Source organism: Microbacterium sp. FW305-3-2-15-F-LB2, assembly GCF_058787255.1.
This window is the reverse complement of sequence record NZ_JBYSZO010000001.1, coordinates 2,450,890-2,473,208: the sequence shown is the minus strand read 5'-3', so window position 1 is coordinate 2,473,208 and position 22,319 is coordinate 2,450,890. Positions and strand designations below refer to the sequence as shown.

The window sequence follows — 22,319 nt, the reverse complement described above, 5'->3', positions numbered from 1 at the left end:
GCATGCAAAAGAATCGCGAAAGGGCCGATCCGTGAATGGATCGGCCCTTTCGTCGACGGGGGAGGAAGGGTCAGCGCGGCAGGAGCGTGAGCAGCGTCGCCTCGGGTCGGCAGGCGAACCGCACCGGCGAGTAGATGGAGTGCCCGAGCCCCGCGCTGACGTTCAGCGGTACCGTCCGGCCGTCGTGGCTCCACTGGCTGAGGCCTCGGGCCTGGTCGAGCGGGAGGTCGCAGTTCGACACGAGCGCCTTCCGGCTGAAAGGCACGCGCACCTGTCCGCCGTGCGTGTGACCGGCCAGCAGCACGTCGGCACCCAGATCGACGAAACGGTCGAGCGTTCGTCGGTACGGCGCGTGCATCACGCCGAGGGTGAGGTCGGCGGCATCCAGGCCCGAAAGTACCGGGGGGATGAGCTCGGGCTTGTCCCAGTTGCGATGCGCGTCGTTCACGCCGAAGGCGGTGACCCGCACCCCCTTGACGTCGAGCGACACCGCGGTGTCGTCGAGGATGCTCCACCCGAGGTCGTCGGTGAAGAAGCGGTCGAGAGCGTCGACGTCGAGATGCTTGTGCTCGGGCTGGCTGCCGGAGGGGCCGGTGAGATAGCGCAGCGGGTTTCGGGGCGAGGGCTCCTGGTAGTCGTTCGATCCGTGCACCACGATTCCCGGGACGCCGCGCAGCGGCGCGAACGCTCGACGGATGCCGGTCAGGCCGTCGCGGTGGCCCAGGTTGTCGCCGGTGTTGACGATCAGGTCAGGCGAGAGCTCGACGAGCCGCTCCATCCATTCCTGCTTGCGGTGCTGCCACGGAGCCATATGCGCGTCGGAGACGTGCAGCACGCGCACCGCGTCGGAGCCGCGCGGGAGAACGCGCAGAGCGTGATACCGGACGGTGAACAGGTATCGCTCGACGCCGACACCCCACACCGCGGCGCCGACCGCGGCCGCCCCCGCTACCGCGACGGGGGCGAGGGCGGCCTTGGCGACGGGTCCCGTCACGACGGGCAGTCCTTCGCGACGACGTCGAACACGACGGTCGTGTTCTTGTTGGCGGGCGTGTTGCCGGCGGGGTTCTGGCTCGTCACCTGACCCTCGGGCGGGGCGGAGCCTTCCTTCTTGCAGTTGCCGATCGCCACGTTTCCGTACCCGGCATTGAGCATCGCGGCACGCGCCGTGTTCACGTTCTGCCCGGTCACGTCCGGAACCGTTCCGCCCAGGCCGTTCCCCGGGGAGATCGTGATGGTGGCGCCCACGGGGGCCTGCCCGCTCGGGTTCTGCGCGGCCACGCGGTCTCCGCCGAACTCGGCGTCGACCGGCTCTCCGACGGTCACGCCGAACCCGGCGTTCCTCAGCGCGGACTGCGCGTCATCGAGGCTGCGACCCACGACGTTGGGCACGTCGCGCAGCTGCACCCGCAAGAGGTTCTGGGCGGGATCGGGGAAGCGGTCGCCGCCGTAGAACTCGTCCGCCGCGCTTTGCACCTGCCGCGCCACCGCGTAACGCATGTCGCTCAGCTGATACCCGTTGGCGTACTTGCGGAACAGGGTCTCCTGGCCGCCATCCCAGTTGCCGACCCAGACCGCGGTGGTCACGTTGGTGGACGACTCGATCATCCACGTCTCGTGGGCTTCGTGCGTACCGGTCTTGCCGAGGAGGGGAGTACCGTCCTGGGGGTTCGCCGTGGCGCCCGTTCCACCGCTGGCCATGACTCCCTGAAGGGCGTAGGCGGCAGTGGAGGCGATCTCGGGCGTGAGGACCGGCTCGCACTTGCGGTCGGGAATCGGGCGCTCCGCGCCGTCGGAGTCGGTCACCTTGTCGATCAGCTTCGGCTGGCAGTGCGACCCGCCGTTCGCGACGGTGGCAAAGGCTCCCGCCATATCCAGGGGCGAGACGTTGTCGCTACCGATGATCTCGTTGGCGTTCTCCATCGTGATCGGTTTGCCGTTACCGGTGGTGCCGACGCCCATCTTCTTCGCGACGTTGGCGATGTCGCAGAGGTCGAGCTGCGCGGCCATGGCCAGGTAGCCCGTGTTCAGCGACTCCTTGGTGAATCGCAGAGGAGTGCCGTAGTACCCCGGATTCTCGTCGAAGTTGTTGATCTGGTACCGAGTCGTGTTGACCCAGGGGCCCGTGCACGAGTTCTTCATGTTGGGCACCGGCTGCAGGCGCCCGTTCAACTGCTCGTTGAGGGAATGGCCCTTCTCGAGCCAATCGACCAGGGTGAAGAGCTTGAAGGTCGATCCCGCGCTAAAGCCGATCGAGCCGCCGATGTCGCTGTTGCCGGCGAACACGATCGAGCTGTAGGACGGATCGTTTTCGGACTGCGTCGGATCCTCCGGGAATCTCGTGTTCTGTGCGACAGCCAGAACACGCCCCGTCTTCGCTTCGATGCTGAGCGCGGTCGACCCGAGCTTCAGCCTGTCGTCGCTGGCCGGCACGATCTCGTTCATGGCGTTCTGCGCCGCGTCCTGCATCCGCAGGTCGAGCGTCGTCTGGATGGTGAGACCGTCCTGCCGCAAGGCTTGGACGCGGTCGTCCGGCTCCGTGCCGAATGCAGGGTCACTCAGGATCGTGGCCACGACGAGCTGGCAGAAATAGGGAGCCCCTGAGACCGCGCACCCCTGAGAAGTCGACGAGATGTTGGGCGTGATCGGTTCGAGCGCGTACTGGACGAACTGCTCGTGAGTGATCTTGCCGTCGTCTTCCATTCGGCTGAGGACATACAGCTGACGGCCCTTGGTCTCGCTGTAGCCGTCGGCGGCCGCCACCAGCTGCTCCTGCGTGATCTCACCGTTGTCGCGCAGCGTGTAGAGCGCCTGAATCGTGCCCTGGTCGACATCGTCGATGGAGCCATCGGGCTGCTTGTTGTACGCGACGCCGTCGCCGTCGACGATCGAGCCGTCGGGAAGGTCGATACGGAACCGGTTGGGGTTCTGCACCATGCCGGCGAGGACGGCGGCCTGGCCGATGTTCAGGTCGGCGGCCGAAACGTTGAAGTAGCGCTTCGCCGCGGCGTCGATGCCGTACGTCACGCCACCGAAGTTGGCGATGTTGAGGTAGCCGAGGAGGATCTCGTCCTTGGTGTACTGCTTCTCGAGCTGCACCGCGTAGCGCATCTCCTGCAGTTTGCGCTGGTAGCCCTCGACGCCGTCGGCCTGGATCGCTTCGAGCGCGCACTTCTGCAGCGCCTCGTCGCGCGTCATCGCGGGAATTGCGGGGGTCGTGTCGGTCGCCTCGACGGCATCTGTGGCGCGCGCGCTGCGCTCGCACCGCTGCACGAGCACGTTCTTGACGTACTGCTGGCTGATCGAGGATCCGCCCTGGGTCTCGCCGCCAGCCGCGTTGCTGAGCAGCGCGCGCGTGGTGCCGATGAGGTCGACGCCGCCGTGCTGGTAGTAGCGGGGGTCTTCCGACGAGAGCACCGCGTCGTACATCACCGGGTTGATCTGGTCGAACGTGACGGGCGAGCGGTTCTGGTCGTAGAACTTCGTGAGGACCTGGTCGCCGGCCATGAGCGTCGTCGGCAGCATCAGCTTGTCGGGCTGCAGGTAGCTCGGCATGTTGTCGAAGATCGTGATCGCGCTCGACGCGGCCAGGCCCGAAACGGCGATAGCCGGGGTCACTGCCGCGGTCACGAGGACACCGGCGGCCGCGCTCAGACCGACGAGGCCGACGATGCCCCCGAGGGCGCGGCTGGCCGTACGTTTGTTCTCAGGCATAGGCTTGATGCTAAGCGACGTTGCTGGGCGATGCCTCGAAGGCGTGCGCTCGCGCGCGTACGCGTCCACCCTCTCGCTCGACCGCCGAGCCGACCCTGCCGGGAGCCCCGATGACCACGTGGGAATACCTCACCACGCCGCTGCTGATCCATAACACCGCCGCGATCCTCAACAACTGGGGCAAGCAGGGCTGGGAGCTCGTCCAGGTCGTGACCGGCCCCGAGGGCGGTCTCGTCGCGTACTTCAAGCGTCCCGTGGGCGGGGGCGAGGCCAACGCGGGCCTCGGTGCCGCCGCGACCGCCGCGCGCCAGTTCGAGGGCGAGCAGTGAGCGTCTCGGAGCGCCTCGCCGCGCTCGGTGTCGAGGTCCCCGGTGTCGTCCCGCCCGTCGCCGCGTACATCCCCGCGAAGCGTCACGGCGACCTGGTGTACACCTCCGGTCAGCTTCCCATGGTGCAGGGTGCGCTTCCGGCGACCGGCAAGGTCGGCGAGGGCGAGGGACTCGTCTCTCCCGCGGATGCCAAGACCTACGCGCGCCAGTCCGCGCTCAACGCCCTCGCGGCGGCCGCGTCCCTCGTGGGAGGGGTCGACAACATCACTGGTGTACTCAAGATCACCGGGTTCGTGGCATCCGTCCCCGAATTCACTGGCCAGCCCGGCGTCATCAACGGGGCGAGCGAGTTTCTGGGCGAGGTGTTCGGCGAAGCAGGAGCCCACGCGCGCTCCGCGGTCGGCGTTCCGGTGCTGCCGCTGGACAGCCCCGTCGAGGTCGAGGTCGTCTTCACCGTCGCCTGACGTCGGACGAGACCCCGGGGCGGTGCCTGCACCACCCGGGGTCTCGCTCGGCGGCGGCTCTTACTCCGCCTCCGCCTCGCGCTCGGCGATCTCCCGCTCGGCGTCGCTGGTGACATAACCCTCGATGTGGCGCTCGTCCGGACCGTTGTAGGCCGAGAGCGGTCGGATGAGGGCGTTGGATGCCGCCTGCTCGATGATGTGCGCCGTCCACCCCGTCACGCGCGCGGCGACGAAGAGCGGCGTGAAGGTCGGGGTGTCGAAGCCGATCAGGTGGTACGCGGGACCCGAGGGATAGTCCAGGTTGGGGTAGATGCCCTTCCGCCCGACGAACTCGCTCTCGAGGGCGTCGTAGAGTTCCGCCAGGTCGCCGGCGCCGTAGTGTGCGACCAACGTGTCGAGCGCCGCTTTCATCGTCGGGACGCGCGAGTCGCCCTTCTTGTAGACCCGATGACCGAAGCCCATGATCTTGCGCTTCTCGGCGAGGGCCGCGTCGAGCCACGGCCCGACGTTCTCGGCCGACCCGATCTCGTCGAGAATGTCCATGACGGCCTCGTTCGCGCCCCCGTGGAGGGCGCCCTTGAGCGCGCCGATGGCGCCCACCACCGCGGAGTACAGGTCGGCGGTGGTGGAGGTGATCACGCGCGCCGTGAACGTCGAGGCGTTGAACGAGTGCTCGGCGTACAGCACCATCGACACCTCGAACGCGCGGGCGACGACCTCGTCGGCCTCCTCGCCGAAGGTCATCCACAGGAAGTTGCGGGCGTAGTCGAGGTCGGTCCGGGGTTCGACGATCTCCTCGCCGCGGCGGCGTCGCTGGTCGTACGCGACGATCGCCGGGATCTTCGCGAAAAGCACCTTCGCTTTGGCGAGGTCAGCCGCCGCGGAGTTGTCGGCCACCTCCGCGGCCGGGGCGAGGGCGCCGAGCACGGAGACGGCGGTGCGGACGACATCCATCGGGTGGGCGTCGAGCGGCAGGAGGTCGATCGTCGTGCGAACCGCCGGATCGAGGGCGCGGTGAGAACGTTCGAACTCCTCGAACGCGTGCCGTTCGTCGGCCGTGGGGAGGTCGCCGTTCCACAGCAGCAGCGCGACGGCCTCGAACGACTGGGTCGCGGCGAGTTCCTGAACGGGGTATCCGCGATAGAGCAGGCTGTTGGTCTCGGGATTGACCTTGCTGACGGCGGTGTAATCCACCGTTACCCCGGCCAGGCCCTTTCGGATCTCGACGTCGGTCATGCTCACTCCTTCGTGATGGTGAAGTCGAACACGTTCGCGTCGAAGCGTGAGTAGTGCTCGTAGTCGATGAGGTCGTAGAGGTCGGCCCGGTGCTGCATCTGGTCGAGCTGGTCGCGGAGGTGACCCTCGGATGCCAACGCGTCCAGGCCCCGGCCCGCGGCCCCCATCGCCAGGCGCAGGAGCGACACGGGCCAGATGACCATGTTCACCCCGACGTCCCGCAATTGCTCGGTGGAGAAGAGGTCGGACTTCCCGAACTCCGTCATGTTGGCCAGGATCGGCACGTCCAGCGCCGCGCGCATGGCCTCGAACTCGTCGAGGTCACGCATCGCCTCGGGGAACACCGCGTCGGCGCCGGCGTCGACCAGGGCTTTGGCCCGGTCGACGGCGGCATCCAAGCCCTCGACCGCTCGCACATCGGTGCGCGCGATGAGGAGGAAGTCGGGGTCGCGACGTGCGTCGACGGCGGCGCGGATGCGCTTGATCGCGGTGTCGGCATCCACGACGCTCTTGCCGTCGAGGTGGCCGCATCGCTTCGGATTGACCTGGTCCTCGATGTGGGTTCCGGCAAGACCCGCGTCTTCGAGCGTCTGGATCGTGCGAGCGACGTTCATCGGCTCGCCGAAGCCGGTGTCGGCGTCGATGATCGCCGGAAGCTCCGTCATGCGCGCGATCTGCTGCCCGCGTCCCGCCACCTCGCTGAGGGTCGTCAGCCCGATGTCGGGCAGCCCCAGGTCGGCCGAGATGACGGCACCCGAGATGTAGACGCCCTCGAAGCCCTTCCGCTCGATGAGCCGGGCCGACAGCGGGTTGAAGGCTCCCGGCATCCGCACGAGTTCTCCGGATGCCAGCTTCTCGCGCAGCGCGCGACGCTTCTGCGCCGGGGTGGTCTGGGAATACAGCATCAGTTCTCCTCCGCCGGACGTGCGCAACTCCGGAAGATCTGCGTCGTGGTGGTGCGGGCGTCGCGGAAATGCGCGGGTGTCCGGCCGCCGGGCGTGGGAATCTCAGGAGTTGCGCACGCCGCGGGTCCGGGCCGGCGCATCAGAACAGTCCCTTCGGCGCGGGAGCCAGCGCCAGGACGCCGGGCTTGGCCACGATCGTGAGCTGCAGCACCTCGTCGGCGGTCAGCTCGGGCAGGCGCTGAGCAAGGTCGAGGAAGCGCTCGATCTCCTCGGGCGTGAGCACCGGCTCGGCCAGCAACCGGAACTTCCGGATGTAGTCCTCGCGGGCGAACGGGCGAGCGCCGAGCGGGTGCGCGTCGGCGACGGCGATCTCGTCCTCGACCACCGAGCCGTCGGCGAGCGTGATGACCACGCGGCCGCCGAAGGCCTTCTCGTTCGGGTCCTCGGAGTGGTAGCGGCGCGTCCACTCGGCATCCTCGGCCGTGGTGGTCTTGTGCCAGAGGGCGACCGTGTCTTCGCGGCCGGCGCGCTCGGGCGTGTACGAGTCGACGTGGTGCCACGCGCCGTCCTGCAGCGCCACCGCGAAGATGTAGGGGATCGAGTGGTCCAGCGTCTCGCGCGACGCCGTGGGGTCGTACTTCTGCGGGTCGCCCGAGCCCGAGCCGATCACGTAGTGCGTGTGGTGGCTGGTGTGCAGGACGATGGATGCCACGTTCGCCGGGTCGCGCAGGTCGGGACGCTCCGTGCCGAGGCGCCGGGCGAGGTCGATCCACGCCTGGGCCTGGTACTCGGCGGAGTGTTCCTTCGTGTACGAGTCGAGGATGGCGCGCTTGGACTCGCCCTCGGCGGGGAGGGGCACGTCGTAGGTGGCCTCCGGGCCGCCCAGCATCCACGCGATGACACCGTCTTCACCCTCGTAGATGGGGGAGGGGCTCGTCTCGCCGCGCATCGCGCGGTCGACGGCTTCGACGGCCATTTTCCCGGCGAAGGCGGGGGCGTGCGCCTTCCAGGTCGAGATCTCGCCCTTGCGGGACTGCCGGGTGGCGGTGGTCGTGTGCAGGGCTTGGCCGATCGCCTGGTAGATGGTCTCCTGGTCCAGGTCGAGCAGGGTCCCGATCCCGGCGGCGGCGGACGGCCCGAGGTGGGCGACGTGGTCGATCTTGTGCTTGTGCAGCGAGATGGCCCGGACGAGGTCGATCTGCACCTCGTACGCCGTGGCGAGCGCGCGGACGACCGCGGCGCCGTCGCGCCCGGTGTGCTGCGCGACGGCGAGCACGGGCGGGATGTTGTCGCCGGGGTGCGAGTACTCGGCGGCGAGGAAGGTGTCGTGGTAGTCGAGCTCGCGGACAGCCACGCCATTCGCCCATGCGGCCCACTCGGGGCTCGAGCGGCGCTCGAGCGTGCAGCCGAAGACGGTCGCGCCGACGCCGCCGATCGAGACGGCGTGGTCGAGAGCCTGCTGCCGGGCCGCGCTCACGGGGCGGCGGGTGAGCGAGGCGGCCGCGACCGCAGCGTTGTCGATGACGCGGTTGATGATCATGTCGACGACGTCGTCGTCGACCGCGACGGGGTCGACCGCGATGCGTGCGAGGGCCCACGCCAGCTGTCCTTCTCGCGCGAGATTCTCGTCGCTGCGGTGGACACGGAGGTGATGGGTGATCGTCATGCGGAGGCCTTTCGGTCGGGCGAGGGCACGGCGTCGTCGAGGGACTCGAGGATGCTCGTCAGGGCGTTGTGCAGGTGCACGTGGGTCGCGTGTGCGGCGAGATCCCCGTCGCCGTCGGCGATCGCGGCGGCGATGAGGCGATGCTCCGACACCGAGGCAGCGAGCCGCTCGGGCTGGTAGCGGGCGAGACGGCGCACGCGCACGAGGTGCGTGCGGACGGTGCGGAGGGCGAGGGTCAGGTATTCGTTCGCCGCAGCGGCGTCGAGCGCTGCGTCGAACTCGGCGATGAGGCGGTAGTACGCGTCGCGGGCGGGTTCGCCGTCGAGGCGTGCGGCGTCGAACGCGGCAACCAGAGCGGCGAAATCGGCGGAACGGTCGGATGCCGCCGCGAGGCGTGCCGCGGTCTCCTCGAGTGCGCGTCGAACGACGAAGAGTGCCCGGATGTCATCGCCATCGACCCCTGTGACGACCGTGACTCGCGGCGAGACCTGGGCGACGAGGCCGTCGGCGGTGAGGCGGGCGAGGGCGGTGCGCAGGGGGGTCCGGCTCACGCCGAGACGTGCGGACTGCTCGACCTCACCGAGGACGGTGCCGGGGGCCAGGGCGCCGGTCTGGATCTGTTCGAGGAGCGCGGAGTAGGCGCGGTCGCTGGCGCGCATGGCATCCCTCCTCGCCGTCGATTCCCCTCAGTGTATACAAAAAGCGCGCCGGCGAGCGTCCTGGGGCCCGAGGTTGCGCTCACGGTATACAGATGCGGAAAACGGCGAGTCTCGCGGGTGCGGAGCCCGCGGGCGTGAGCCGGTACGTCGGCGTTCAGATACGGAAGAAGCGCATCGCGCGGACGGCCCGGGTCATGGTGGTCGCCCACTGCGCGGCGGTCATGCCCCGGGGAGGCGCGATCGGCATCACCCGCTGCTCCGAGATCGTCTGGGATTCGGTGTACTTCAGCAGGCCCGTCTCCCCGTGGCGGCGCCCAACCCCGGACTGCTTCCACCCGCCCATCGGAGACGCGTGGCTGCCCCACGTTGCGGTGTACCCCTCGTTGATGTTCACGGTTCCGGTCTGCACTTTGCGCGCCGAAGCCCATCCGCGCCGCGATGACGACGTCCAGATGCTCGCATTGAGTCCGTAGGCGCTGTCGTTCGCCCGGTCCAGGGCTTCGGCATCCGAGTTCACCCGGTACACCGCGACCACCGGACCGAAGGTCTCCTCCTCGGCCAGGAGCGCATCCGCCGGGACATCGACGAGGATGGTGGGCTCGTAGAAGTAGGGTCCGAGGTCGGGCCGGGCGCGGCCGCCCGTGAGGACGGTCGCTCCGCGGTTCACGGCGTCGACGACGTGACGCTCGACCCGGTCGAGCTGCGCCTGGCTCGCGAGCGACCCGACCTCGTGCGACCAATCCAGTCCGGCTCCCACGGTCAGCGCTTCGGTCGTCTCCACCAGTCGCCGGAGGAATCGGTCGTGGACGCTCGCGTGCACGTAGATCCGCTCGATGCTGACGCAGAGCTGGCCGGTGTTGGCGAACGCCGCGCGCACGGCGCCCGCGGCCGCGCGATCCGGATCGGCGTCCTCGAGCACGAGGAGCGGGTTCTTCCCGCCCAGTTCGGCGGAGAAGTCGATCAGGCGGTCCGCGCAGGCCCGCGCGACGCTCTTCCCTGTGCGAGTGGACCCCGTGAACATGATGAAGTCGGAGCGGGCGATGAGTTCGGGGCCGACGCGCGAGCCCTCGCCGATCACCACCTGCAGCAGATCCCGCGGGAATCCCGCTCTCTCGAGGAGTTCCTTGACCAGTAGCGCGGTGAAGGGAGTCTGAGAATCCGGTTTCACCACGACGGCGTTGCCGGCGAGAAGCGCGGGCAGAGAATCGGTCGCCGTCAGTGTGAACGGGTAGTTCCAGGGGCTGATGATCCCCACCACGCCTTTGGGATGATGCACGTGGCGCGTGCGGGTGAGAAGGGGAATCGCGCCGGGGCGGCGACGTTCTCTCAAGATCGCGGGGGCGACGCGGGCGAAGTATTCGGACGCCCGTGCCACGTCGAGGACTTCTTCGAATGCGCTCGATCGGGATTTCCCGGTCTCCAGTTGCACGTGGTCGAGGATCCTCGCTTGCTCGGAGAGGACGAGTCGGGCGAATCGCCGCGCGGCGGCGGCGCGCGCCGCGACCGGGGTTCGCGCCCACGTCTTCTGTAGGCGCCGCGCCGTGCGGAATGCGTCATCGAGGTCGCTCTGCGTCGAGCTCGCGACGACGCCCACCACCGTTCCGTCGAAGGGGGTTCGGATCTCTTCCTCCGGCCCCGTGGCGGCCGCCGTCGAGGCGTCGGCGAGGCGGATCGGATAGCTCGTCTTCATCGACGTGCGCGCAGTCGGCATGGCGCGAATCTAGTTCTTCCGGAGGACGGCGGGAAGGACACGCGTCGGCGGGCGGATCGTGTCCGGACCGGAGTCGTGGATGCCGAGAGCCCCGGCATCCACGAGTTCCCGTGTCCTACTTCACCTGGGCGCTGATGACGCTCATGACGGCGGTGTCGGCGAGGGTCGTCGTGTCGCCGACCTCGCGGCCCTCGGCGACGTCGCGCAGCAGGCGCCGCATGATCTTGCCGGATCGGGTCTTGGGCAGCTCGCCCACGATGTAGACGTCGCGCGGGCGGGCGATCGGACCGATCTGCTCGCCGACCCATTTGCGCAGCACGTCGCCGAGCCCGTCGACGCCGTTCTTCTTCATGTAGCGGCTCTTGATGATCACGAAGGCGACGACCGCCTGACCGGTGGTCTCGTCGGATGCTCCGACGACCGCAGCCTCGGCGACACCCTCGTGTCCGACGAGCGCCGACTCGATCTCGGCGGTCGAGAGGCGGTGGCCGGAGACGTTCATGACGTCGTCGACGCGGCCGAGCAGCCACACGTCGCCGTCGTCGTCGAGGCGGGCGCCGTCGCCGGCGAAGTAGTAGCCCTTGTCGGCGAACTTCTGCCAGTACGTCTCGACGAAGCGGTCGGGGTCGCCCCAGATTCCGCGCAGCATGCTCGGCCAGGGCTCGGTGATGACGAGCAGCCCGCCGTTGCCGTGGCCGACGTGTTCGCCGGCGTCGTCGACGACGTCGATGGAGATGCCGGGGAGCGGCACCTGCGCCGAGCCGGGCTTCGTCTCGGTGACGCCGGGGAGGGCGGAGATCATGATCGCGCCGGTCTCTGTCTGCCACCACGTGTCCACGATCGGGGCGCGGTCGCCGCCGATGATGTCGCGGTACCAGATCCACGCCTCGGGGTTGATGGGTTCACCCACCGAGCCGAGCAGTCGGAGCGACGACAGGTCGAAGCTCTGCGGCACGTCGCGGCCGATCTTCATGAACGACCGGATGGCCGTGGGGGCGGTGTAGAAGATCGTCACGCCGTGGTTCTGGATGAGCTCCCACCAGCGGCCCGGGTGCGGAGTGTCGGGCGTGCCCTCGTAGAGGAGCTGCGTCGCCCCGTTGGCGAGCGGACCGTACGTGACATAGGTGTGGCCGGTGATCCAGCCTATGTCGGCCGTGCACCAGTACACGTCGGTCTCGGGGTGCACGTCGTGCACGACCCGGTTCGTGAAGGCCGCCTGCGTGAGGTAGCCACCCGAGGTGTGCAGGATGCCCTTCGGCTTCCCGGTGGTTCCCGAGGTGTAGAGGATGAACAGCGGGTTCTCGGCCGGGAACGCCTCGGCCTCGTGCTCACCAGACGCCTGCGGCACCACGTCGTGGTACCAGATGTCACGGTCGTCGGTCCACTCGACCTCGTTCTCGCCGCGCTTGACGACCAGCACGTGCTCGACGGTCTCCTGGATGCCGGACCCGTTGCGGTCAGCGAGGGCCTGGTCGACCGCGGGCTTGAGGGGCGAGACCTTGCCTTTGCGCCACCCGCCGTCGGCGGTGATGACGAGTTTGGCTCCGGCGTCGTCGATGCGGGACCGCAGACTGTCGGCCGAGAAGCCGCCGAACACGACGGAGTGGACGGCGCCGATGCGGGCGACGGCGAGCATCGAGGCGATGGCCTCGGGGATCATCGGCAGGTAGATCGCGACGCGGTCGCCGCGTTCGATGCCCAGGTCGATCAGGACGTTCGACAGACGCTTCACTTCGTCGGTGAGCTCGGCGTACGTCACATTGCGTCGATCGCCGGGCTCGCCCTCCCACCGCAGCGCGACGCGGTCACCGTTGCCGGCCTCGACATGGCGGTCGAGGCAGTTGTAAGCGACGTTCAGCTCGCCGTCGGCGAACCACTCGGCGAACGGCGGGTTCGACCAGTCGAGCACGGTCGTGAAGGGGGTGTGCCAGTGCAGCTCGCGCGCCTGATCCGCCCAGAAGCCTTCGCGGTCGGCGGCGGCGCGCTCGTAGAGACTCGCGTCGGCGACGGCGTTCCCGGCGAACTCCGCCGACGGGGCGAAACGGCGGGTCTCGGTGAGGAGATGATCGATCTGGCTGCTCATCTGGCGCTCCTTCGCGGTCGAGGCACGGCGCGTCCTCGCGCCACCGTCACGTTATCCCTCGGCCGCGAACGGCGGTTACCTCCGATAGTTGGCATCCCTCCGAGGCGACCCAGCTGATATATCGCTCGCTTTTCGAGCCATTCCGGTTCCGTCGCAGTCGCGGGGCGGTTAGTCTGGTCTCTGCCCGAACATCGCTTCCGGCAGCGCGTCGGGGGGAGCCCCCCAATTTTTCCCCGGCGCGTGGCGGCATCCCTCGCCCCCCATTGACGGGATGCCGCCCCCTTCTTTTTCCGGGCCCGTCGAGTGGGCCGTCGGTTCCTCCCCAGGCCGCGAAGACGCGAAGTCCTCCACGGATGGACTCTTGCGCACCTCGGGACGGTGGGCGTCTTTCGTACGGTCGTCGACGTGACTTCCCCTCGTCTGTTCGCTGTCCCTTCGCCTCACGTCTCAGGCGGGGGAACTCCTTCCTTGGGGGCCGATCCGGCGCTCGCGTTCCTCCGGCCGTTCCTCGACGACCCGGGGGTGACCGACGTCTTCGTCAACGGTGAGGACGGACTCTTCGTCGACCGCGGCGCGGGAGCCGAGCGGGTGCCGTCGTGGCGGGCGAGCGAGACGGAGGTGCGGCGGCTGGCCGTGCGGATGATCGCGCTCGGCGGACGGCACCTCGATGACGCGTCGCCCTGCGTCGATGTCCGGCTCGAGCGGGGAGTTCGAGTGCACGCCGTGCTGGCTCCGATCGCCACGCGGGGAACGTCGATCTCCATCCGAGTCCCCCGGTGGGATGCGCCCGATCTCGCGAGCCTCGGCGAAGCGGGGATGTTCCCCGTCGCGGTCCGGAAGCGGCTCGAGGGGCTCGTCGCCGAACGGTCGAACATCCTCGTGACCGGCGCGACCGGGGCCGGGAAGACGACCCTGCTGTCCGCACTCCTCGCCCGCGTCCCGCACACCGAACGGATCGTCACGATCGAGGAGGTCGCCGAGCTCCGGCCGCGCCATCCCCACCACGTCGCCCTCGAAGCGAGGCAATCCAACCTGGAGGGGGCGGGCGGGATCGGTTTGCCGGTTCTGGTGCGGGAGGCGCTGCGCATGCGGCCGGACCGTCTCGTGCTGGGGGAGTGTCGAGGACCAGAGATCCGTGAGCTGCTTCTCGCGTTGAACACAGGACATGACGGTGGCGCAGGAACGCTCCACGCCAGGGGTCTCACCGAAGTCCCGGCGCGCTTGGAGGCGTTGGGTGCGCTGGCGGGAATCGATGCCGTCGTGCTGGCGCGTCAGGCCGTCAGCGCCCTGCACGCCATCGTGCATGTCGAACGTGTCGGCGGGCGTCGGCGCGTGGCCGGCGTCGGCCGCCTCATGCTCAGGGCCGACCGGCTCTGGATCGACGAGGAGCCCGGACGATGACGGTACCCCCTGCAGATGAGTCCGAGGTAGCGGCGATAGAAAGCGTCATGAGACTCGCCGTTCTGTTGTCGGCGGGTCTCGCCCCGGCTGTGGCGTGGCGTCATCTGGCCGGTGGTGGCAACCCGCTTCTCACCGCCGCGGCGCTCGCAGCTGAGAGCGGAGAGGACGTCGGCGCCGTTCTGCGCTCGCGCGGCGGGGTGTGGTCGGACATCGGCGCGATGTGGGGCATCGCTGACGCCGTCGGGGCGCCACTGGCCGACACGCTTCGTTCCGCCGCGGCCGCCCTGCGCGACGCGAGCGAGGTGCGGGCCGAGGTCGCGGTCGCTCTCGCCGAACCGATCGCGACGGCGCGCCTGTTGACCTGGCTTCCGCTCCTTGGCCTCCCGCTCGGTGCAGCGCTCGGGCTCGATCCGTTGCGAATGCTCGACGAGCCGCTCGGGGTGTGCGCGCTCGTTCTCGGGCTCGGGCTCGTCGGTGCATCTCGGTTCTGGACAAGACGACTGGCCCGTCGCGCGCAGCCCGACGACGAGATCCCTGGGTGGGATGCCGAGCTCATGGCTGTGGCTCTGTCGTCCGGGGCGTCCATCGAGCGTGCGTGCGCGCTCGTCGGGTCGGGTCACGGCGGGCCGTCCACGGGCGTGCTGGCCGCTCTGGATCTCTCGTCGCGGGCAGGAGCTCCCGCGGTCGAACTCCTCCGCGGTGAGGCGTGGCTCGCACGCCACCGCGCTCGAACGCGCGGTCGCGAAGGTGCCGCGCGATTGTCGACGCGGCTGCTCGTCCCACTCGGCGTGTGCACGCTTCCCGCGTTCCTTCTTCTTGCCGTCGTGCCCGCCGTGCTCGGTGTCATCCGGTCCACGGTCGTCCCCGTCTGAAACTTCGTCCCCGACAAGAAATGAGGAGTCCGATGTCCTTTCCCTTCCTGCGTCCCGCAACGAAAGCCCCGGCGATGCCCATGCTGACCTCCGGTCGCGCGAATGCACTGTTCCTCGACGATCGCGGCGCCGCCACCGCGGAGTACGCCATCGCGACGATGGCGGCTGTAGCACTCTTGCGGCATACTTAGCGAATGAGCAAAGACCCCGGCACCGCGCCTCGCGTCGGCATCTATGCGCGACAGAGCGTGCAGCAAGACCAGGGCCTCGCGCAACAGATCGCCGACTGCGAGGAGGAGGCTCAGCGGCGAGGGTGGACGGTCATCGACACCTACGCCGACAACAAGACCAGTGCGACGAAAGCGCGAGGCTCGGGCACCGCGTGGGCACGGATGCTCGCCGACATCGACAACGGAAGCATCGACACCATCCTCTCCGTCCACGCGGCGCGACTGCTGCGACGCATGGTCGATGTCGTGGAGGTGAGCGCGCCGACGCGCTCCGTTCGCGTGGTGACCATCCGCGACAGCATCGACACCGCAACTGCGCCGGGGCGCATCATGCTCGCCGTTCTCATCGCCATGGCCGAGGAGGAGATAGCGGAGAAGGAACAGCGCGCTGACCCCTACCGCGCAGCACGGCGTGAGGCAGGGCATCCCGTCGCCGGTCTCGTGCCCTACGGCTACCAGTGGGTGCCCGACATCCACCGCGACGAGCACGACACGCGCTATGCGGTCGTCGCCGAGGAGGCGGCGGTGCTGCGCTTCATGTCGCGGCGACTCCTCATCGAGAAGGACTCCCTCGCGCAGATCGTCCGCGCGCTGAACGAGGGGACGGCGACCGACGAGCACGGCGACCTCCTGCCGCCGTCGAGCCGTCACTCGCGACCGCGAAAGGACAAGGAGAGCGGCGACCTCATCTACTCCCCATGGATCACCACCACGGTTCGGCGACTGCTCATCTCGCCATTCCAAGCCGCGCTCCTGCCGCCACCCATGCCCGAGGGTGAGCCGTACCGCGCCGACCGCTTCACGCTCTCCCAGTGCACCCCCGGCGCGTGGGAGGCGATCCTGACCGTCGATCAGGTGAACGCCGCTCGTGGTCGGCTGCTCGACTCATCCCGGCTCACCCACGACGGCGACACCAGGGCGAAATGGCTGCTCTCGGGCCTCGGGCGCTGCGGGAAGTGCGGCGGGCCGACTCGCTCGACGCAGAGCCGCACGACGGCGCAGAGCGTTCGCGCCATTCGCTGCAACGCCGGATGCTTCGTGCGACCCGCCGCCCCTATAGAGGAGTACGTCGAGCGCGCCGTCATCGACGTTCTGAGCGCCCCGGACCTCCTCCAGTGGGCCGACGACGACGGGACCGATATCGAGGCGCTGAGGACGCGCAGGGACGCGCTGACGGCACAGCGCGCGGAGGCAGAGGGGCTGTATCGCGCACGCAAGCTGAGCGCGGCCACGTTCTCGGCGATGGTCGATGAGTTCGACGCGGAGCTAGCTCAGGTAGACGCCGCTCTCGGCGACGCGCTGCGGGCCGATCCGCTCGCCGCGTTCGTTGCCGGCAACGACGTGCGCGGGCTGTGGGAGTCCATGAACATGAACCGTCGTCGCACTGTGCTCGCTGCACTGCTGCACGCCGTCGAGGTGCACCCGGTCGGCAAGGGGCGACGCATCGTGAGCGTCGACGGCATCGAGCCGACTGTGACGATGAGGTGGCGCGAGGTCGAACACCGCGTGAGCCTCACGTCCGGCGCGACGACCCACACGGTCAAGGTTCCCGGCGACGCCAAGGACATCGTGAGCGACGCGCTCAGCACCCCCTAGCGGTGTACGAGTTCTACTTATCCACAGCCGGAATTTCTGTGGAAAGTACATCAATGTAGTTCCGTTACCTGATCGTTATAAAGCGCGAGTGTAGGCACGTCGCCAACACGACCTCACGATTTTCGAGTGCAACCTTTGGTACGCAGACCAACGCTGTACGAGGACATTCGTACTCATACGGCGACATTCGCCCTCATAGAGCGACACAGGTGTAGCCGAGTGCAACCATCGGTGTACCCATTCGGCGACGGAGTAACGGGACTGTTTCCCGTACTACCTAGCCGCTCTGCGAGGCCGTGCCAGCGCTCGTGAGGGTCGTACAAGCCATTTTCGTGAGGGGTCCGCGATACGCTTGCCCCACGAGAAAGAACCCCCGAGGCGTAACGCACCTGTAAAACGGGGGTCCTCTCTTCGCTAGTCAATGACGACTAGCTGGCTCCTCGGCGCGGGGGGCCGTCGTGTCAGCGGCTAACTGGAATCGACGGTCTCCCGTGAGGAGTGGGTAGCTCTCGTTACCCATATGGATAACACTACGCGCAAAGTATTGCACGAATGCAAATACGGAGCGTGCATGCATGCGCGGTCGCGTGGTGCACACGCGCCTGTTTCTCGTCGCCGACGACTACCGCGACCACACGAGCGCTGCAACCTCGACGGCGACGCGAGCTAGAGCGCTTTCGCCGTTTCGCTCGTCAGCACAGCGCGAACGGTGCTCGCGTACCACTGCCCGCCCCGAGCCGTCGCGACACCCTCAGCGTTCAGCGCACGAGCAATCGCGTTCATGGTCATGCCGTCGCCGCTCATGGCGATGATGCGCCGGTAGGTCGGCAGGAACGTCGCATCGACGCTGCGGCCCATGTGCTTGCCCTCGGCTTTGCGCTGCGCCATGCCCTCGCGCGTGCGGAGGCCGATCATGCCGCGCTCGCGCTGAGCGAGAGCCGCGTCGAGGTGGGTACGGAACTCGCCGTCCGGCGTGGTGTCGATGCGCTCGCCACTGAGGATGATTCCCCAGCCCTTCCGCTTCGAGCGACGCATGAGCGCCGCCACGTCGCCGACATCACGGGAAAGGCGATCCATGCGAACGGCCATGAGCACGTCGGCCTGGTGCTTGTCGAGGAGGTCGAGGGCTTCCACGAGCTTGTCGCGACCGGCGATGCTCTTCGCGCTCTTCCCCTCCTCGCGGACGACCTCGAAGTCGTACCCACGTCGCACGGCCTCAACCATGAGGGCTTGCTCCTGCGCTTCGAGGGACGCGCCCTTGTCGGCCTGCTCGTCGGTGGACACGCGCACGTAGAGGAGGGCCTTCGTGGTGCGCTCGCTGCTCGGGGTCATGAGGACAGCATACATAAAGGGGTCCCTTTGTGTATAGAGAAACCCCGCCCACCTCGCGGACCAGACCATGGCACGAGGCGGACGGGGGGAAGGGTGCCCCTCCTCTCAACCCCCTGGAGTAGTAGAAAAGAGGAGGGGTGCCGACCCCCACGGCATCAGTAGGGGTCAGCGGGGCGGGATGCGCGCCTGAGGGCATCACCTCGCCCCAGCTTGTGGGTCAGCGTCGGCGACGGTCCTCGACGCTCCAGGTCATCACGAGCGCCTTGACGCGGGAGATTGCCTCGCGCTCTTCGTCGGCGACCACGGAGGTATCGGCGGTCACGAGGTGGAGGGTCTTGAACGCCGCCAAGACCTCCTCGGTGAGGTGATCGAACACGCCGCTCATTCGGGTAGCTCCAGCCTCAGACGCTCTGCCATGGCGCGCACGACCTCGATAGCCTCGCGGTCCTCGGGCGACGAATCGCGGAGCACAGCGACCTGTGCAACGGTCTGCATGAGGTCGGCGAGGTCACGGGCGGATCGGATGTGCCAGCCGTTCAGTCGGCCCCAATCGGTGTAGCTGCTCATCGTGGACGCCTCTTCAGGTTGGTGGTCACGGTCGCCATGCCGCGTGAGTACTCGGTGACAACGCCGACGATGGGGAGGATGACGGAAGGGCTGCGCGTGTCGAACTCGATGTGCAGCCAATACTTCTCAGGGTCAGCCGGTGCGACCTCGGGTGCCTGCTTCACGTCGCCGAGAGACGAGGTGATGACGGCGGTGACGTGCTCGCGTGGCTGCTGCTCCAGTGCGACGCGGAGGTCGTGGGCTAGGCGGCGTAGGAGGGCGTCAGCGGTGCTGATCTTGCGGACGCTCATCGCACATCCTTTGGGCTGTAGGCGTTGGGGGCGTCGGGCGCGAAGACGGCGAGCGTTTGGCTCGTGAGCGGTCGCCCGAACCTGGCTACCGATGCCTTCATTTCCTTCTCGGCTAGCTCGGGGTCCGTGATCTTCGCGATGCGGTCGCGGTCGAGTTCGCGAGCGTAGTTCAGCGATGCCGCGTCGCCGCCGTTCCACCACTGCACCTCTTCGCGCTGGTCGCCGAACGCGAACTTCACCGCGCCCCAGCGGGCCGTCTGCGCCTCGGGTGAGAGGTCATCCAGGTAGGACTCACCGTGGCGGTTCCTGCTCGCGGCGATCCAGTCGTCCGTCACCGTGAGCACGGTGCCTCGGGGATAGACGCGGCCACCCTCGGGGGTGAGGGCGAGGGACATGGACGAGGTGACGGTGAGAGTGTCACCGGGCTTTGCTGCGGTCATGAGGTCTTCTCCATTCGGCGCTCCAGCGCCACTGCTACGTCGGCGAGGCCGGGGATCGACCTCAGTCGCGGGATGAGGTCTGCGGGGCGAGAGTCTTCGAGGACGTGATCACGGACGACGACGGCCAGCGCGTGCGCCTGCTCCATCTGCTCGGCGAGGCGGGCGTCATCCACGCCGAGAGCGTCGAGGAGCTTCCCAATCAACTCGGCCTCGGTGCGAATGGCGCGAGCACGTGCGGCGGGTGAGCCTGCGCCCTGTGACTGCTGACGTGCCGCTCGCGCGTCGTCGGCGGTAGCGAGGAGGCGGGCCATGAGGTCGAACACGTTCGGCTCTTCGTCGATGACGCGAGCGAGGTGCGACTTTCGGAAATTGGAGTACCGGCTTAGCGATCCAAGACTCGCTCCAGTTGCCGCGCGTACGGCGAGGAGGGTTTCGCCGGCGTCGAGCATCGCATCCACCTTGTCCTGAATGGCGGTGCCGATAATGCTGGATGGTCTTCCCACTGCGCTACTTCCCTGTGATCTAGGGAGAATGCGCGTCGCGACCGAAGTTTTCGAAGCCGACCCGAGGTTAAGGAGTCCGGTCATGCAATGGACCCTCGGAGCTACGGCGACGCGCATTCTCTACCTACTACTATCGAGCGCAATAGTGGAAAGTGACGCTTTTTCTGGAACGGGTTTCCAAATTGTTTTGAATAAGCCAGCGTTGATTAGATGAAATTCAACGAGGCCATACAAGCGGTCGAGTTCGTCGCCGTGAGCGACTACCCCCAAGACATGCTGTTATGCGCTCAGCGGGGCGTGTGTGGCTTCCTGGAGGGTGCTCACAATGCCGGGCGTCCACGTGAAGCGACGCTGACGCTTCGTCGCCGTCGCCACCTCCTGGAGAAGGTGGAGCGCATCGAGGTCGCCGCGACTGGCGTCGTGCACGAGGTCACCGATGGTGCGGTTCGTCGCACTCGTCGTCGTGTACCTCGGGCTGTCCTTTCTGACGTACCGCGTCGCCGACGAGAACTCGTCAGGGCGAACCATGGCGACGTGCTGAGCGAAGAGGGAAGACCCTGTGCTCTGCTGGGACCATCGACGGCGGAGGGCAAGACCAAGCTGCGATGCCTGCTCGTCGCTGAGGTCGCGGTCAGAAACAAGAAAACCGTGAAGGTGGGGATGCCAGCCGGTCGGCGAGTGCTTCACCTCGACCACGTAGCCGATCCCGACGATGCCATAGCGGCTCTTCAGGTCGGCCCATGCCCTGCCGGTGGTCATCGAGGTCATCGAGCGCTTCAGCCTGTTCAGTGCGCCGGCGAGACCCTCACCTGTTTCTTGAATCTGACTGAAGGTGAACGCGAGCACTGTGGACGCTAGCTCGATGACCTCGACGGTCTGTGCGACGAAGTGATCGAGTCTGCGTGGAGCACATACTGCACATAGCCATGCGTTGTTACAGGCGACTCGTGTAGCTACGCCTTCGGCGTCGAGGACACGATAGCCACGTCTGCATAGAGACACACTCTTGTGCTCGATGTGATCCTGAATGAATCTCTGTACTTGATACCTCTGCTGATACTCCCTCTCCACCTCGATGAGTGGAAGAGAGAATACATCTGATGATCTATCAAGAGTGGCGATGAGGTCGGCGAGGCTGCCGCGTGCGCCGAGGAGTTGATATACTGGCATGACGAAATCCAATCGAGATGCCGCGTCAGCAATCTGCCAAGATCGACGCGGCATCTCTTATTGTCTCAGAATAATTTCCATTCAGTTGATTAGATCAATAGCGCTACGTGTGCACTAATCTAATTTCTTGTTTTCTGCTTCGGCCTCGGCGATGATCGCGAGCACCCGACGCTGCCGCTCGCCGATCAGCCCCGTCGAGGTGAAGCGGTGCGACGGCGCGGCTGAGGGTCGGGGAGGCGGTGTCATCGAGGTCACGGGGTCATGGTGACTGATCGGCGACGTGCTCGCGGCTCGAACCAATCCCTCTAGTTACGTCGGTGTGATTTTCGACGGCCCTTCGTGTGTACGGCGAGCCCGAGAGGTCGCATCCTCCCGCCGCACGTCGAGCACGTCACTAACCGGGGGTTCCGACATCGCGCCTCATATAGGAGTACTTACTGCTAGCGCGTATGCCTTCCGCGTCACACAGGTATGTCTTTTCTCTGCGACGGTCGCGGCGGTCGCGTTCGCGGGCCTCCTCGTGGTCATCATGAGGTCGGACGAGGTGCGCGGCATCCTGACCGATCTGATCCGCCGTGCGCTCACGGTGCAGTGAAACCGATGACACTCGATGATCGCGGGGCCGTCACGGCGGAGTTCGCCGTTGCTCTGCCCTCGATCGTCGTGGTGCTCGCGCTCGGCCTCGGTGCGCTCGCCGCGGGGGCGACGGAGGTGCGGCTGCAGCACGCCGCGGCCGAGTCGGCGCGGCTGTTCGGTCGTGGTGACGAGGCCGGCGCGCGAGCCGTCGTGACGAGCATCGGCGCAACGGTCTCGGTCGACCGGGGCGAAACGCTGGTGTGTGTCGAGGCCTCGGCAGCGATTCCGCTCCCTCTGCCATTGGGTCCGCTCTCCGCTCGTTCGTGCGCGCTCGACGGGGGCGGATAGTGGCGGGTTCTGCGAGCGCGATGGGGGTGGTCGCGGCCATCGCCGTGGCCTCCCTCGGTCTGGCCGTCGTGGCGGGCGCCGCCGCGCAGGCGCAGCGACTATCCGGGATCGCGGATGCCGCTGCCCTCGCCGCGGCCGACACCGTGAGCGGCGCTGTACCGGGGGTGCCGTGCGAGGCAGCGGAAGCGGTGACGCGGGCGGGTGACGCGAACCTGAACGAATGCGAT

Annotated in this window: 22 protein-coding genes and 2 pseudogenes; 8 read left to right on the top strand and 16 right to left on the bottom strand. The window is 67.7% G+C overall.

Features of this window, described 5'->3' with window-relative positions:
• Positions 1–70: 70 nt before the first annotated feature.
• Positions 71–994, bottom strand: a complete 924-nt coding sequence (locus AC3WLZ_RS12000) for a metallophosphoesterase (RefSeq protein ID WP_492470170.1) — start codon at positions 992–994, stop codon at positions 71–73.
• Positions 991–3,714 carry a transglycosylase domain-containing protein gene (locus tag AC3WLZ_RS11995; RefSeq protein WP_492470169.1) on the bottom strand — a complete coding sequence of 908 codons (2,724 nt, stop codon included), beginning with the start codon at positions 3,712–3,714 and terminating at the stop codon, positions 991–993. The genes AC3WLZ_RS12000 and AC3WLZ_RS11995 overlap by 4 nt, the downstream gene beginning before the upstream one ends.
• Positions 3,715–3,824: 110 nt before the next feature.
• Between AC3WLZ_RS11995 and sp36 the strand changes: the two genes are divergently transcribed.
• Positions 3,825–4,043 (top strand): Sp36 family protein, encoded by a 219-nt coding sequence (sp36, locus tag AC3WLZ_RS11990; RefSeq protein WP_412925161.1) that lies wholly within the window; start codon positions 3,825–3,827, stop codon positions 4,041–4,043.
• Positions 4,040–4,507, top strand: coding sequence for a RidA family protein (locus AC3WLZ_RS11985; RefSeq protein WP_412925160.1), 468 nt, complete (start codon positions 4,040–4,042; stop codon positions 4,505–4,507). The genes sp36 and AC3WLZ_RS11985 overlap by 4 nt, the downstream gene beginning before the upstream one ends.
• A 60-nt stretch (positions 4,508–4,567) precedes the next feature.
• Here the strand turns inward: AC3WLZ_RS11985 and AC3WLZ_RS11980 are convergent, their stop codons facing one another.
• The 6 genes from AC3WLZ_RS11980 to acs all read right to left on the bottom strand — a co-directional run bounded on the left by AC3WLZ_RS11980 (position 4,568) and on the right by acs (position 12,767).
• Entirely contained in the window at positions 4,568–5,743 is a 1,176-nt protein-coding gene (locus tag AC3WLZ_RS11980) for a bifunctional 2-methylcitrate synthase/citrate synthase (RefSeq protein WP_492470168.1), read from the bottom strand.
• 2 nt (positions 5,744–5,745) lie between these two features.
• Positions 5,746–6,648: a methylisocitrate lyase gene (gene prpB / locus AC3WLZ_RS11975; protein WP_492470167.1), complete on the bottom strand. Its 903-nt coding sequence runs from the start codon at positions 6,646–6,648 to the stop codon at positions 5,746–5,748.
• 139 nt (positions 6,649–6,787) lie between these two features.
• Positions 6,788–8,314: an MmgE/PrpD family protein gene (locus tag AC3WLZ_RS11970; protein WP_492470166.1), complete on the bottom strand. Its 1,527-nt coding sequence runs from the start codon at positions 8,312–8,314 to the stop codon at positions 6,788–6,790.
• Positions 8,311–8,973 carry a GntR family transcriptional regulator gene (locus tag AC3WLZ_RS11965; protein WP_492470165.1) on the bottom strand — a complete coding sequence of 221 codons (663 nt, stop codon included), beginning with the start codon at positions 8,971–8,973 and terminating at the stop codon, positions 8,311–8,313. The genes AC3WLZ_RS11970 and AC3WLZ_RS11965 overlap by 4 nt, the downstream gene beginning before the upstream one ends.
• Before the next feature lie 154 nt (positions 8,974–9,127).
• On the bottom strand, positions 9,128–10,684 hold the full coding sequence (locus AC3WLZ_RS11960; RefSeq protein ID WP_492470164.1) for a succinic semialdehyde dehydrogenase: 1,557 nt from the start codon (positions 10,682–10,684) through the stop codon (positions 9,128–9,130).
• 115 nt (positions 10,685–10,799) lie between these two features.
• Entirely contained in the window at positions 10,800–12,767 is a 1,968-nt protein-coding gene (gene acs / locus AC3WLZ_RS11955) for an acetate--CoA ligase (RefSeq protein ID WP_492470163.1), read from the bottom strand.
• 468 nt (positions 12,768–13,235) lie between these two features.
• Here acs and AC3WLZ_RS11950 point away from each other — a divergent pair, with 468 nt between their 5' ends.
• The 4 genes and pseudogenes from AC3WLZ_RS11950 to AC3WLZ_RS11935 all read left to right on the top strand — a co-directional run bounded on the left by AC3WLZ_RS11950 (position 13,236) and on the right by AC3WLZ_RS11935 (position 16,866).
• The gene (locus AC3WLZ_RS11950) at positions 13,236–14,168 is read left to right on the top strand and encodes a TadA family conjugal transfer-associated ATPase (protein ID WP_492470162.1); all 933 of its coding nucleotides are present in this window, start codon (positions 13,236–13,238) and stop codon (positions 14,166–14,168) included.
• Positions 14,169–14,215: 47 nt separating this feature from the next.
• On the top strand, positions 14,216–15,040 hold the full coding sequence (locus AC3WLZ_RS11945) for a type II secretion system F family protein (protein WP_492470161.1): 825 nt from the start codon (positions 14,216–14,218) through the stop codon (positions 15,038–15,040).
• Positions 15,041–15,072: 32 nt separating this feature from the next.
• Positions 15,073–15,213 (top strand): annotated as a pseudogene (locus AC3WLZ_RS11940) (DUF4244 domain-containing protein); the annotation flags it as partial.
• A gap of 21 nt (positions 15,214–15,234) precedes the next feature.
• On the top strand, positions 15,235–16,866 hold the full coding sequence (locus AC3WLZ_RS11935; RefSeq protein WP_492470160.1) for a recombinase family protein: 1,632 nt from the start codon (positions 15,235–15,237) through the stop codon (positions 16,864–16,866).
• A gap of 666 nt (positions 16,867–17,532) precedes the next feature.
• Here the strand turns inward: AC3WLZ_RS11935 and AC3WLZ_RS11930 are convergent.
• The 8 genes from AC3WLZ_RS11930 to AC3WLZ_RS11895 form a co-directional block, all read right to left on the bottom strand.
• A complete protein-coding gene (locus AC3WLZ_RS11930; protein ID WP_492470159.1) occupies positions 17,533–18,198 on the bottom strand; it encodes a recombinase family protein in 666 nt (221 codons plus the stop codon).
• A gap of 217 nt (positions 18,199–18,415) precedes the next feature.
• Positions 18,416–18,583, bottom strand: a complete 168-nt coding sequence (locus AC3WLZ_RS11925; RefSeq protein WP_492470158.1) for a hypothetical protein — start codon at positions 18,581–18,583, stop codon at positions 18,416–18,418.
• Complete coding sequence (locus AC3WLZ_RS11920) at positions 18,580–18,765, bottom strand: hypothetical protein (protein WP_492470157.1); 186 nt, start codon at positions 18,763–18,765, stop codon at positions 18,580–18,582. The genes AC3WLZ_RS11925 and AC3WLZ_RS11920 overlap by 4 nt, the downstream gene beginning before the upstream one ends.
• A complete protein-coding gene (locus AC3WLZ_RS11915; protein WP_492470156.1) occupies positions 18,762–19,055 on the bottom strand; it encodes a hypothetical protein in 294 nt (97 codons plus the stop codon). Before AC3WLZ_RS11915 ends, AC3WLZ_RS11920 begins: the two co-directional genes overlap by 4 nt.
• Positions 19,052–19,495 (bottom strand): hypothetical protein, encoded by a 444-nt coding sequence (locus AC3WLZ_RS11910; protein WP_492470155.1) that lies wholly within the window; start codon positions 19,493–19,495, stop codon positions 19,052–19,054. The genes AC3WLZ_RS11915 and AC3WLZ_RS11910 overlap by 4 nt, the downstream gene beginning before the upstream one ends.
• Complete coding sequence (locus tag AC3WLZ_RS11905; protein WP_492470154.1) at positions 19,492–19,818, bottom strand: hypothetical protein; 327 nt, start codon at positions 19,816–19,818, stop codon at positions 19,492–19,494. Before AC3WLZ_RS11905 ends, AC3WLZ_RS11910 begins: the two co-directional genes overlap by 4 nt.
• A gap of 459 nt (positions 19,819–20,277) precedes the next feature.
• Complete coding sequence (locus AC3WLZ_RS11900) at positions 20,278–21,168, bottom strand: hypothetical protein (RefSeq protein ID WP_492470153.1); 891 nt, start codon at positions 21,166–21,168, stop codon at positions 20,278–20,280.
• A 114-nt stretch (positions 21,169–21,282) separates the two neighbouring features.
• Positions 21,283–21,423: a hypothetical protein gene (locus AC3WLZ_RS11895; protein WP_492470152.1), complete on the bottom strand. Its 141-nt coding sequence runs from the start codon at positions 21,421–21,423 to the stop codon at positions 21,283–21,285.
• A 229-nt stretch (positions 21,424–21,652) separates the two neighbouring features.
• On the opposite strand from AC3WLZ_RS11895, the pseudogene AC3WLZ_RS11890 reads away from it, so the two are divergent.
• Together AC3WLZ_RS11890 and AC3WLZ_RS11885 are read left to right on the top strand one after the other, a co-directional pair.
• A pseudogene (locus tag AC3WLZ_RS11890) lies at positions 21,653–21,763 on the top strand (DUF4244 domain-containing protein); the annotation flags it as partial.
• A gap of 5 nt (positions 21,764–21,768) precedes the next feature.
• Positions 21,769–22,092, top strand: a complete 324-nt coding sequence (locus AC3WLZ_RS11885; protein ID WP_492470151.1) for a TadE family type IV pilus minor pilin — start codon at positions 21,769–21,771, stop codon at positions 22,090–22,092.
• Positions 22,093–22,319: the final 227 nt, after the last annotated feature.

Bases quoted from the DNA above. Each gene is read 5' to 3' on its own strand.
- AC3WLZ_RS11970 (WP_492470166.1), bottom strand. From the start codon at position 8,314: ATGACGATCACCCATCACCTCCGTGTCCACCGCAGCGACGAGAATCTC.
- sp36 (WP_412925161.1), top strand. From the start codon at position 3,825: ATGACCACGTGGGAATACCTCACCACGCCGCTGCTGATCCATAACACC.
- acs (WP_492470163.1), bottom strand. From the start codon at position 12,767: ATGAGCAGCCAGATCGATCATCTCCTCACCGAGACCCGCCGTTTCGCC.
- AC3WLZ_RS11930 (WP_492470159.1), bottom strand. From the start codon at position 18,198: ATGACCCCGAGCAGCGAGCGCACCACGAAGGCCCTCCTCTACGTGCGC.
- prpB (WP_492470167.1), bottom strand. From the start codon at position 6,648: ATGCTGTATTCCCAGACCACCCCGGCGCAGAAGCGTCGCGCGCTGCGC.
- AC3WLZ_RS11925 (WP_492470158.1), bottom strand. From the start codon at position 18,583: ATGAGCGGCGTGTTCGATCACCTCACCGAGGAGGTCTTGGCGGCGTTC.
- AC3WLZ_RS11915 (WP_492470156.1), bottom strand. From the start codon at position 19,055: ATGAGCGTCCGCAAGATCAGCACCGCTGACGCCCTCCTACGCCGCCTA.
- AC3WLZ_RS11885 (WP_492470151.1), top strand. From the start codon at position 21,769: ATGACACTCGATGATCGCGGGGCCGTCACGGCGGAGTTCGCCGTTGCT.
- AC3WLZ_RS11995 (WP_492470169.1), bottom strand. From the start codon at position 3,714: ATGCCTGAGAACAAACGTACGGCCAGCCGCGCCCTCGGGGGCATCGTC.
- AC3WLZ_RS11900 (WP_492470153.1), bottom strand. From the start codon at position 21,168: ATGCCAGTATATCAACTCCTCGGCGCACGCGGCAGCCTCGCCGACCTC.
- AC3WLZ_RS11910 (WP_492470155.1), bottom strand. From the start codon at position 19,495: ATGACCGCAGCAAAGCCCGGTGACACTCTCACCGTCACCTCGTCCATG.
- AC3WLZ_RS11980 (WP_492470168.1), bottom strand. From the start codon at position 5,743: ATGACCGACGTCGAGATCCGAAAGGGCCTGGCCGGGGTAACGGTGGAT.
- AC3WLZ_RS11920 (WP_492470157.1), bottom strand. From the start codon at position 18,765: ATGAGCAGCTACACCGATTGGGGCCGACTGAACGGCTGGCACATCCGA.
- AC3WLZ_RS11935 (WP_492470160.1), top strand. From the start codon at position 15,235: ATGAGCAAAGACCCCGGCACCGCGCCTCGCGTCGGCATCTATGCGCGA.
- AC3WLZ_RS11965 (WP_492470165.1), bottom strand. From the start codon at position 8,973: ATGCGCGCCAGCGACCGCGCCTACTCCGCGCTCCTCGAACAGATCCAG.
- AC3WLZ_RS11945 (WP_492470161.1), top strand. From the start codon at position 14,216: ATGAGACTCGCCGTTCTGTTGTCGGCGGGTCTCGCCCCGGCTGTGGCG.
- AC3WLZ_RS11960 (WP_492470164.1), bottom strand. From the start codon at position 10,684: ATGCCGACTGCGCGCACGTCGATGAAGACGAGCTATCCGATCCGCCTC.